12 protein-coding genes and 1 pseudogene are annotated in these 10,462 nt (G+C 69.8%); 6 read left to right on the top strand and 7 right to left on the bottom strand.

Annotated features, from left to right (window positions below; all coding sequences use genetic code 11):
- Window positions 1-48: 48 nt before the first annotated feature.
- A complete protein-coding gene (locus JWP65_RS04690) occupies window positions 49-666 on the top strand; it encodes a TetR family transcriptional regulator (RefSeq protein ID WP_299760820.1) in 618 nt (205 codons plus the stop codon).
- A gap of 171 nt (window positions 667-837) precedes the next feature.
- The gene (locus tag JWP65_RS04695; protein WP_299760822.1) at window positions 838-2,706 is read left to right on the top strand and encodes a PAS domain-containing protein; all 1,869 of its coding nucleotides are present in this window, start codon (window positions 838-840) and stop codon (window positions 2,704-2,706) included.
- 48 nt (window positions 2,707-2,754) lie between these two features.
- On the opposite strand, the gene JWP65_RS04700 is transcribed toward JWP65_RS04695, so the two are convergent.
- The 3 genes from JWP65_RS04700 to JWP65_RS04710 are packed head-to-tail and all read right to left on the bottom strand — an operon-like array spanning window position 2,755 to window position 5,452.
- Complete coding sequence (locus JWP65_RS04700; protein WP_299760824.1) at window positions 2,755-3,723, bottom strand: tripartite tricarboxylate transporter substrate binding protein; 969 nt, start codon at window positions 3,721-3,723, stop codon at window positions 2,755-2,757.
- Between the two features lie 34 nt (window positions 3,724-3,757).
- The gene (locus JWP65_RS04705) at window positions 3,758-4,099 is read right to left on the bottom strand and encodes a hypothetical protein (protein ID WP_299760826.1); all 342 of its coding nucleotides are present in this window, start codon (window positions 4,097-4,099) and stop codon (window positions 3,758-3,760) included.
- Window positions 4,100-4,111: 12 nt separating this feature from the next.
- Window positions 4,112-5,452, bottom strand: coding sequence for an acyclic terpene utilization AtuA family protein (locus tag JWP65_RS04710; protein ID WP_299760828.1), 1,341 nt, complete (start codon window positions 5,450-5,452; stop codon window positions 4,112-4,114).
- Between the two features lie 87 nt (window positions 5,453-5,539).
- On the opposite strand from JWP65_RS04710, the gene JWP65_RS04715 reads away from it, so the two are divergent.
- A complete protein-coding gene (locus tag JWP65_RS04715) occupies window positions 5,540-5,743 on the top strand; it encodes a hypothetical protein (protein ID WP_299760830.1) in 204 nt (67 codons plus the stop codon).
- 46 nt (window positions 5,744-5,789) lie between these two features.
- Window positions 5,790-6,158 (top strand): STAS/SEC14 domain-containing protein, encoded by a 369-nt coding sequence (locus tag JWP65_RS04720; protein ID WP_299760831.1) that lies wholly within the window; start codon window positions 5,790-5,792, stop codon window positions 6,156-6,158.
- 9 nt (window positions 6,159-6,167) lie between these two features.
- On the opposite strand, the gene JWP65_RS04725 is transcribed toward JWP65_RS04720, so the two are convergent.
- The 4 genes from JWP65_RS04725 to JWP65_RS04740 form a co-directional block, all read right to left on the bottom strand.
- On the bottom strand, window positions 6,168-6,599 hold the full coding sequence (locus tag JWP65_RS04725; protein ID WP_299760833.1) for a universal stress protein: 432 nt from the start codon (window positions 6,597-6,599) through the stop codon (window positions 6,168-6,170).
- A gap of 13 nt (window positions 6,600-6,612) precedes the next feature.
- The gene (locus tag JWP65_RS04730; RefSeq protein ID WP_299760835.1) at window positions 6,613-7,302 is read right to left on the bottom strand and encodes a TerC family protein; all 690 of its coding nucleotides are present in this window, start codon (window positions 7,300-7,302) and stop codon (window positions 6,613-6,615) included.
- A gap of 114 nt (window positions 7,303-7,416) precedes the next feature.
- Window positions 7,417-8,835, bottom strand: coding sequence for a sensor histidine kinase (locus JWP65_RS04735; protein WP_299760837.1), 1,419 nt, complete (start codon window positions 8,833-8,835; stop codon window positions 7,417-7,419).
- Entirely contained in the window at window positions 8,822-9,496 is a 675-nt protein-coding gene (locus JWP65_RS04740; protein ID WP_299760839.1) for a response regulator transcription factor, read from the bottom strand. The genes JWP65_RS04735 and JWP65_RS04740 overlap by 14 nt, the downstream gene beginning before the upstream one ends.
- A gap of 140 nt (window positions 9,497-9,636) precedes the next feature.
- Here JWP65_RS04740 and JWP65_RS04745 point away from each other — a divergent pair, with 140 nt between their 5' ends.
- Together JWP65_RS04745 and JWP65_RS04750 are read left to right on the top strand one after the other, a co-directional pair.
- The gene (locus tag JWP65_RS04745) at window positions 9,637-10,038 is read left to right on the top strand and encodes a cell envelope biogenesis protein TolA (RefSeq protein ID WP_299760841.1); all 402 of its coding nucleotides are present in this window, start codon (window positions 9,637-9,639) and stop codon (window positions 10,036-10,038) included.
- A 269-nt stretch (window positions 10,039-10,307) separates the two neighbouring features.
- A pseudogene (locus JWP65_RS04750) lies at window positions 10,308-10,462 on the top strand (4-hydroxyphenylpyruvate dioxygenase); the annotation flags it as partial.

The raw sequence follows: 10,462 nt of genomic DNA on the forward strand, positions 1-10,462 counted from the left end.
GCAGCGGCGAAGTATACATACAAGCTTGGATGTATAGTCGGCAGGGTTATGGTCCGCCGCTCCAAGGAAGATGCCCTCGCCACCCGCAACGCCCTGCTCGATGCGGCCGAGCGCGTGTTCCAGGCGCAAGGCGTGGCCGGCACGTCGCTGAACGACATCGCCCTGGCCGCCGGCACCAGCCGCGGCGCCATCTACTGGCACTTCAAGGACAAGGCGGACCTGTTCAATGCCATGCTCGACCGCGTCACCCTGCCGCTGCAAACCGCCGCGGCTGAACTGGAGGGCGCGCACGACCCCGACCCCTTGCCCGCACTGCGGCAGGCGCTGCGCTATGCGCTGCACCAGACCGTGACGGACCCGCAAACGCGCCGCGTGTTCGAGGTCGCCACCCTCAAGGTGGAATACGTGGACAGCCTCTGCGCGGTGCGCGAGCGGCACCTGCGCAATCGCAATGGCTGGCTCGACCGGATCAGGTTGCTGCTGCTCAAGAGCGCGGCGGCGCGCGGTGTGCGGCTGGGCATCCCGGCCGCCACCGCCGCGCAAGGCCTGCAGGCACTGGTGGACGGGCTGATCCAGAACTGGCTGCTGGACCCGCAGGCCTTCGATCTGGAAGCCTGCGGCACGCGCGCGGTGGACGTCTACCTCAAGGGGCTGGGCCTGGCCTGAGCTTGGCGCGAAGTACCGAGAAGGTGTTCACCCCGTCGCGGAGCGTGAAAAGCTGGGCGATTCGCGCCATTTGCGCAGCCAATCCGGGCTGACCCTGTCCCGGGCCGTCGGCCTTGGGCATGATTGGCGCGATGAAGAGGGGACCGGATCGGCCCCCTGGAGAAACCACCCTTGCTCAGCCACCCCGCCAGCCACCTCCCAGCCGCCGCGCGCGCGCCGCAGACGCCGGCCGTCACGCCTGCCGCCTGGTCCTGGGAGCAGGACGCCGGGCACCGCTTCGTGCGCGTCCGGTCGGCCGGCGCACCGACCGATTTCGACCTGCAGCCGATGCTCGGGCGCGCGCCTTGGGATGTGCCCGGCGCGGTGCCGGTGCACGGCAGCTGGGACGATCACCGGCGCGAGCTGGCTCCGCAGCGGCCTTTCCATGGCTTCGTCTGCATGGTCGAAGGCGGCACGCACGGTCCGCGTTACTTCTCGGTCAGCGGCAGCCCCCTGTTCGATGCCGGCGGCGGCTTCGCCGGCTACCAGGGCAGCGCGCGCGACGTCACGCCCCAGTGGCTGCAGCAGCGCAAGCTGAACGAGGCCGAAATGATGCTCAAGATCGCGCCCACCCTCAGCGGTTTCGGCGCCTGGTCGGTGGACCTGGCGACTTCAAGGCTGAGCTCGACCAACAAGGCCTTGAGCCTGCACCAGGCACCGGTGTCGCACCAGGGCGCCATGGGCCGGCACATCCTGAGCCTGTACGCGCCGCAAGACCGGGAGCGCCTGCTGCAGGCCTATGTGGCGTGCGTCGCCAGCGGCACCCCGTTCGACCTGCAAGTGCGGGCGCTCAACCGGCGCCGGCAGGAACTGTGGGTGCGCGTGATCGGTGCGGCCGTGCGCAACCCTGCCGGAGAGGTCGTGGGCGTGCAGGGCGCCTGGCTGGACATCGACGCGAGCAAGACCACCGCCAAGGCGCACCGCGAGCACGCGCACCGCATGCGTACCATGCTGGACAGCCTGACCGACGGTTTCATGACCCTGGACCGGCAGTGGCGGCTGACGTATGTCAACGCGGCCGCCGAACAGTACCTGGACAAACCGGCGGGGGAGCTGGTGGGTCGGGAGTTGTGGGAGGTATTCCCCGAGGCGCGCGGCACCGTGTTCGAAGACACCTACCGGCAGGCCATGGGGCAAGGCGTCACCCGCCGCTTCGATGCACCGTACCCGCCGCTGGGCATGTGGTTCCGCGTCAGCGCCTTCCCCTCCGAGCATGGCATCGCGGTGTCGTTCACGGACGTCACCGCCGCCCACGAAGCGCATGCGCGCCTGCTGCAGCTGAACGAGGAACTGGAGCGGCGCGTGCGAGAGCGCACCGAGGAGCTGCGGCGCACCAACGACGAGCTGGCATCCTTCACGCAGGCTGTTGCCCATGAGCTGCGCGAGCCGCTGGCGGGCATCAGCGGATTCAGCCGTGCCGCAGAAGACCGGCTGCCGGGGTTGCAGGACAAGAAGACACGGCACTTTCTTTCGCGCATCCGCGCCGGCGTGGCACGCATGGAGGGCATGGTGGAGGCGCTGCTGGAACTGGCGCGCGTGGGCCGGGCCGAGCTGGAACCGCGCAGCGTCAACCTGACGGCGCTGGTGGAATGCTCGGCCGAGCTGCTGCGAGCGCAGGAGCCGGGGCGCGACGCGCGGGTGGAAGTCGAGCCGGGACTGGTGGCCGAGGGCGACGCCCGGCTGTTGCGCACTTTGGTGGACAACCTGGTGGGCTCGGTCTGGAAGGCCGGCGCGGGGCGCGAGCACACGGTGATCTGCGTCGGGCGCGGCGCCGACGGCGCGTTCTTCGTGCGGGACAACGCGGCCGTGCCGGACCTGGTCTTGCCGCCCGACCTGTCGGCGCCGCACGGGCTGCTCACGGTGGACGGCGAGTCCGGCGGCGACGCCATCGCCTTGGCCAGCGCGCGCCGCGTGGTGGCACGCCACGGCGGCCGGATCTGGACCGAGTCCGGCCCGCAGGGCGGCCTGGTGTTCTGGTTCACGCTGCCGCGGTCCGCCTAGCGCGCAACAAAAAGGCGGCCCGCGGCCGCCCTTGCTGGATCGCCCCGCTTACTGCGGTTCGATCTTCGCGTCCCTGATCGCCTTGCCCCACTTGGCGGTCTCCTTGACCGAACGCTCGGCCAGCGCCTGCGGCGTGCCCGGCTCCACGGCGAAGCCGATGTTGGCGAACTTGTCCTGCAGTTCCTTGGTGTTGGCTGCCGTGTTGATGGCGGCGTTCAGCTTGGCCACAACATCCGCCGGCGTGCCGGCCGGCGCGAACATCGCAAAGTAGGCGATCAGCTCGTAGTCCTTCAGGCCCAGCGCCTCGTTGACGGTGGGCAGCTCCGGAACCGCGGCCGAGCGCTTGCTCGAAGTGACGGCCAGACCGCGGACCTTGCCGGCCTTGACCTGCGGCAGCATCACCGCGAAATCGGCCGTGAACATGTTCACCTGCCCGCCGATCAGGTCGGTCATGGCGGCCGGGCCGCTCTTGTACGGAACGTTGGTCAGCTGCACGCCGGCCATGCTGGCCAGCATCTCGGTGGACACCAGCTGCGAAGTGCTGGCGCTGGCGAAGGTCACGTGGGTCGGCCTGGCCTTGGCCATGTCGACCAGCTCGCGCAGGGTCTTGGCCGGCACATCGTTGTTGACCGCCACGATCAGCGGCACCGAGCCCAGGTAGCCCAGCGGCGCGAACGCCGTGTCCTGGTTGTAGGGCAGCTGCTTCATCAGGAACTTGAGCGCGGCGTTGGTGCTGTTGGTGCCGATCAGGATGGTGTAGCCGTCCGGCGCGGCCCTGGCCACTTCGGCGGCGCCCAGCATGCCGTTCACGCCGGGCTTGTTGTCCACGATGATGGTCTGGTTCAGTGCCTTGGCCATTTCGGCGGCAAAGGCGCGGCCGATCTGGTCGGTGGCGCTGCCGGGGGCGAATGGCACCACCGCCCGGATCGGCTTGCTCGGGAACGCCTGGGCCAGCGCCGACGAGGTGCCCAGCAAGGTGGCGGCCGCGAGGGCGAGGCAGCTCAGAATGGATCGCACGGGATGTCTCCTTGAATTGGATTGCAGCCGGATTCTAGGAGACCCGAGCGGCCACGGCGGCCGGCACCCGGATCTTCAGCTCCAGCAAATGGAACGACAGCGACTTGCCGTGCGCGTCCAGGTTGAGCGAATCGTTGACGCCGCCGTCCAGCACCTCGTCGAGCACGAAGTTGATGGCGCCCAGGTTGGGCAGCAGGTAGCGTTGCACGCTGGCCGGGTTGCGATGGCTGAAGTGCCCGGCCACCCGTTCGCAGGTGACCTGCTCGGCCAGCAGCGCGTAGTCTTCGGCCCGGTAGGCAATCAGGCTGATGTTGATCCGGTTGCCCTTGTCGCCGGTGCGGGCGTGGGCCAGGTCGTACAGGCAGGCTTCGTTCACGTCGGGTCCCCATCAAGCAAATGAGTGGCTGGCCGGGACCAGCTCACGCGGCACCAGGCAGGCGCGGCTGGACAGGCGCTGGCGCTTGGCGGTGCGCACGCCGCCGCCGCCGCCCGGCCCGCAGGTCCACAAGGCGGTGACTTCGCGCAGCAGCCGGTCGATCACCTCCAGCTGCTCGTGGCGCACGGCCACGCGCAGCCGCACGTCGGTGGCGGCGCCCGCGGCCAGCCCGCGCAGCATGGCGCCACCGTCGTCACCGAAGATGCTGGCCACGCCGATCAGGTCGCAGCGCAGCGCCAGCCCGGCGCCCATGCGCTGGCGCAGCACCTCCAGCGCCAGCCGGGCACGCGCTTCGGCGCTGCGGCCGGCGTACGAGATCTCGGCCTCGCCCAGCCAGCCGCCGTCGAAGTACGCCAGCGCCTTCAGCGTGGCTGTGCGCGGGTGGCCGCGCACGCCGGACAGGCGCACGCGGTCCGGGCCGAGCTGGGTGACGGTGGCCTGCGTGATGTCGGCGACCACGTCGGGCGTGAGGTAGGCCGCCGGGTCGTGCACTTCGTACAGCAGCTGCTCCTTGACCGTGCGGCAGTCCACCAGCCCACCGGTGCCGGCCGCCTTGCCGACGATGCAGCTGCCGTCGCCTGCGATCTCGGCAATCGGAAAGCCGACATTGGCCAGGTCCGGAACTTCCTTGCGGCCGGGGTCGGCGAAGTAGCCACCGCTGACCTGGGCGCCGCATTCCAGCAGGTGGCCGGCCATGGTGCCGCCGGCCAGCTTGTCCCATTCCTGCGGACCCCAGCCGAAATGCGCGACCGCCGGCCCGAGCACCAGCGACGGGTCGGCCACGCGGCCGGTCACCACCACCTGGGCGCCGGCGCGGATGGCGGCGGCGATCTCCATCGCGCCCTGGTAGGCGTTGGCGCAGACGAAGCGCTGGGCGTCGAACTCGCCCTCCAGTCGAGCCCGCACGATGGCGCGGCCGCGCTCGTCGGACAGATCGTCGCCGACGACCACCGCGACCCGGGGCGCGGGCAAGCCCAGCTGCGAGGCCAGCACTCGGATGACGGCCGCGGCGCCGTGCGGATTGGCGGCACCAAAGTTGCCGACGATGGTGATGCCGTGGCGCAGGCAGTCGGCCAGGATCGGGCGCAGCTCCTCCACCAGCAGCGGCTCGTAGCCCAGCGCCGGGTCGCGCCGGCGGGCCAGCTGCTGCAGCGCGAGCGTGCGCTCGGCCAGGTTCTCGAAGATCAGCGCGGCCGGGCCGCCGCGCTCGACCAGCGTGCGGACCACCGGCGCCGCCGCATCCGTGCGGTCGCCCGAAAAGCCGGCGCCGCAACCCACTGCAAGTGTTTCCATCGCACTATGGTAGCCGCGGACAAGCTGGCGCTGCGCCTACAGACAATCCGCCGCGCGCCGGGTAGGATTTCGCTTCAGTCGCCCGCCATGGTCAGCCCTTCTGCTTCCCCCTCGCCCGAGCCCGAGCCCGAGCTCAAGCCGCCGGAATTTCGCGTGCCGCGCGGCCGCAGCGGCGTCGGCGCCAACAGCGCGCTGGAAACCTGGGTCGGCGACGTACAGCGGATCCAGCGCGCCAAGGCGGCGTACGGCGAGCTGTACAGCAGCAAGGACCGGCCTCATTTGCTGACTTAGCCCTTCCCGCTTGGCGCCGGCGTGCTCACCGCCGAGAATTGGCGCCATGCCCTTTCACCTCAGGTACAAGCGCGGCACCGCCATGTCGGTAGTCGAGATCACCGGACGGGCCTTTGCCGAACAGGCGCAGGAGGTGGTGCGCGTGATCCGGGCGCGTACCCGCGAGCACGGAGACAAACGCCTGCTGATCGACCTGACCGACGTGGACGGGACGCTGGGGCCGCGCGAGCACCAGGCCCTGGGCCTGCTGGCCGCGCGCTTCCTGTCGCACCTGGAACGGATGGCGTCGCTGGTGCCCGAGGACAAGATCACCCGGGTCAGCGAAGCGGCGGCGCAGGGCCAGGGGCTCCAGCTGAAAGTGTTCACCGACCTGACCGGGGCGGTGAACTGGCTGGTGCAGCCCAGCTCCAGCTGAGACCGGCCCTCAGGAGCCGATCACCTGGAACTCGCCGGCGGTTCCGAGCAGGTGCCGCACCTGTTGGGCCAGCGAGCCGAACACCCGGCCACCCAGGCCGGGTTGGTCTTCGCCCAGCACGATGCGGTCGCAGCCGATGGCGCGCGCCGCCCGGGCGATGGTTTCCGCGCTGCGGCCGACCAGCACGCAAGTCGTGCACGGCACGCCCGCCGCCGCCAGCAGCGAGCAGGCGAACTGCAGTTCTTCGTCGCCGGCGGACTGCTGCAGTCGGCGCAGCTCCGACTTGCCGAAGAACATGACGACGTGGCCCGAGACGCGCGGGCGAACGCGCAGCAGGTGGATCTCGGCCGGCTCTTGCTGGTAGAGCCGGATCGCCTCGGCGACGGCCGAACGGGTGCGCTCGGCGTTGCCGGGATCGATGGGAACGAGCAGGTGTCGCATGGCGTCCTCCCTTTCAGCCGGCAGCCGCGACAGGCGTTGCGTTGCGCATCGTCAGCCACTTGCCGACGGCCACCACCAGCACCGCGCCGGCGACCGGCGCCACGTTGTGCAGACCCTGGTGGGCTTGGGCCCAGCCATGCACCGCCGGGTCGCCGAAGGCCATCTCGCCGGCCACCCAGCCGAGCAGCCCCGCGCCCAGCGTGATGATCACGGGGAACCGCCCCATCAGCTTGAGGATCAGCGTGCTGCCGAAGATGATCAGGGGAATGCTGATCACCAGGCCGAACACCAGCAGGGGCAGGTTGCCCTTGGCGGCCGCGGCCACGCCGATCACGTTGTCCAGGCTCATCACCAGGTCGGCGACGATGATGGTCTTGACGGCGGCGGCCAGGTTCGAATGGCCTTCGAGCTTTTCCTCGCCGTCGTCGCCCTTCAACAGCCCGATGCCGATCCACAGCAGCAGGGCGGCGCCGATCAGCTTCAGATAGGGCAAGGTCAGCAGGTAGACGGCGAAGAAGGTCAGCACGATGCGCAGCACGATCGCGCCCAGGCTGCCGAACAGGATGGCCTTCTTTTGCTGGTGCGGCGGCAGCGAGCGGCAGGCAAGCGCGATGACGACGGCGTTGTCGCCCGACAGGACGATGTTGATCAGGATGATCTGGGACAGCGCGATCCAGAACTCCGGACTCGAAAGAAAGGCCATGGTGTCTCCTCGGTGGACGGTCCCGGATCCGGTATGGATCCGTGCGTGTCGAGGCTAGGCCCGCACGCTGACCGGGCCTTGTCCGCCGGCTGTCAGCCAGGTGACCGCCAGCTGTCAGCCAGCTGACGAAGGCGGCTGGCCGGCCGATGCCGCGAAGAAGACGCTGAAGGTGTTGCCGATCCCGTCGACGTCCTCCTCCAGCGTGATGCGTGCGCCGTGCAGGGTGGCGATCTCGCTGACGATCGCCAGGCCCAGGCCGCTGCCGTCCTCGTGCGTTCCCAGCAGGCGGTGAAAGCGCTGGAAGATCCGCGCGCGCTCCTGCAGCGGGATCGCCGGGCCGTCGTCGCTGACCGCCAGCCGGCACTGGCCAGCCTCGGCCGCTTCCGTGCGCACCGTGACGCGCCCACCGGCCTGGCTGTAGCGGATGGCGTTGTCGATCAAGTTGTTGACCAGCTCGCGCAGCCGGTCGCGGTCGGCATCGATCACCAGCGGACGCTGCTGGCCCTCGAAGCCCAGGTCGATCCCGGTGCGGATCGCGTGCGGCGCCCATTCCATGCTCACTTCCAGCGCGAACGCTTCCAGGTCCAGCGGCTGCAGCTGCACGGTGGACAGGGCGCCCGGTTCGTTGCGCGCCAGCGAGAGCAGCTGGCGCACCAGCCGCGACAGCCGGTCGGCGCTGACATAAAGCTGCGCCAGCGAATGCCGCACCCGCCACGGATCCTGCTCGCGCAGCGCCAGTTCGATCTGCGCCTTCAGTCCGCTGACGGGGGTCTTCAGCTGGTGGGCGGCGTCGGCCACGAACCGGTTCTGGAAGTCGAAGGTCTGGCCCAGGCGCGCCATCAGGTCGTTGACCTCCTGCACCAGCGGACGCACTTCGCCGGGGACGTCATGCAGGTCGATCGGGCTCAGGTCGCGGTGCGAGCGGTCGGAAACGGCGGCACGCAGGCGCTGCAGCGGCTGCAAGCCGCGCGAGACGCCGAACCACACCGTCAGCGTGGCCATCAGGATCAGCAGCAGCTGCGGCACCACCACGCTGGCCAGCATCTCCCAGGCCAGCCGGGTGCGTTTGTTCAGCGTCTCGGCCACCAGTACGTGCACCAGCGGGCTGTCGGGCCGCTCGTCGAGCGGCAGCCAGGCATCGACCATCCGCACGTCCTGCCCGCCGGCGCGGCCGGCCCGGAAATCGGGCCGGCCGCCGCGCACCGGGGCCGGTGCCGAACTGGCCAGGGATGCCTCGCCGCCCAGCAGCTCGCCCTGCTCGCTCTCCAGCTTGTAGAACAGGCGGTCGTCCTGGTCCACCAGCAGGATGTGCTCGGCGGCCGGCGACAGCTCGAAGCGGGTCGCGCCACCGCTTGCCTTCACGTGCAGCACGATCTCGCGCGCGATCTCGTGCAGCGCGCGGTCGTAGGCCTGGTTGGAAAAGCGCAACGAGCCCCAGTAGGCGGCCGCGGCATCCAACACGAAGAGCGCGCACAGCGGGCCGATCAGCCAGGCAAGCAGCTTGCGCTGCAGCCGCGGCTCAGGCTTGCGCATCGACCCGGTCCATCAGGTAGCCCATGCCGCGCACGGTGCGGATCTCGCAGCCGAGCGGCTCGAGCTTGCGGCGCAGGCGGTAGACGCAGACCTCGATTGCGTTGTCGCCCACCTCCTCGTCCCAGCCGTACAGGTGGTTGGCCATCTGCTCCTTGCTGACCACGCGGCCCTGGCGCATCATCAGCAGCTCCAGCACCGCCAGCTCGCGCGGCGACAGCTCCAGCGGCCGCTTGTCGTGGTACACGCGGCGCCCGACAGTGTCGAACCGCAGCAGGCCGTGCTCGAGGTCCGGTGTCGAGTTGGTGCCGCGCCGCAGCAGCGCCCGCACCCGCGCCTCCAGCTCGGGCAGGTCGAACGGCTTGGCCAGGTAGTCGTCGGCGCCCAGGTCGAGCCCGCGCACGCGATCTTCCAGGGTGTCGAAGGCGGTGAGCATCAGCACCGGCAGCGTCGACTTGCGGCCGCGCAGGCGCCGCAGCACGTCCAGCCCGCTCAAGCCCGGCAGGCCGATGTCGAGCACGGCCAGATCATAGGCGGCCAGCGCCAGCGCGCTATCGGCGGCCTCGCCGGTGGCGACGATGTCCACGGCGTGGGCTGACTGCACCAGCGCCCGCGACAGCGCGTCGGCCAGCACCCGGTCGTCTTCCACCAGCAGAATCCGCATCGTCGCGCCAGGCAGCCAAAGACGTATGCTAACTCGGCATTTCCGGTCCGCGTGGCGCAGCACGGCGCCTTCTCCTACAAGCCGGGCGGCCTGCCGGACGTTGAAGGAAAGCCGACTTCCCGGCATCCAGGACAAAACAGATGAACAACACCATCCTTACTTGCGTCGCCGCCGCCGCCATCACCTTGTTCTCCGGCCTGGCCGCCGCCCAGACCCCGGCGCCTGCCGCCACCCCTGGCGCGCCTGCCGCCACCGCCGCCGGCACCACCTCGGTGCAGGTGGGCACCAAGGCCGAAGCCAAGACCGCCGAGAAGAAGGCCGATGCCGACTACAAGGCCGCCAAGAAGCAGTGCGAGGCCATGAAGGGCCAGGCCGAGAAGGACTGCGACAAGACCGCCAAGGCCACCCACACGAAGGCCAAGGCCGAAGCCAAGGCCATGCGCGACATGGCGGGCGCCAAGACCGACAAGGATCGCACCAGGATCACGGCCAAGCTGGAGAAGGCCAAGGCCGACGCCGACACCAAGGCAGCGAAGAAGTAAGTATGCGAGCGGCGCTGGTCGTGCGCCGCCGCTTGCCGATTGGCCCAGCAGGGCCGACAATGCAGCAGCCGACGCGGCGGTTCCAGCCCGGAACCGCCGCCGTCCGGCAGGCTCCAACCCTCATGCACGGCTCCGCCCTCATCCACGGTGATCACCTCGCACGCAGCGTGCGGGGCAGGCCGTGCGCGCCTCCTGCCTGACGAACGCACTTTTCCCTCCGGTTTTTTCGTTCGTCTTTTCCGTTGCCCCGTGTGGGCAGGAGTGCAGCAATGGCTGATCTGTATGACAATCCCATGGACCTGATGGGGTTCGAATTCGTCGAATTCGCATCCCCCACCCCCGGCCTGCTCGAGCCGCTGTTCGAGGCGATGGGCTTTTCGCTGGTGGCGAAACACCGCTCCAAGGACGTGGTGCTGTACCGCCA

This window comes from Ramlibacter sp., assembly GCF_028292805.1.
Taxonomy (GTDB): Bacteria; Pseudomonadota; Gammaproteobacteria; order Burkholderiales; family Burkholderiaceae_C; genus Ramlibacter.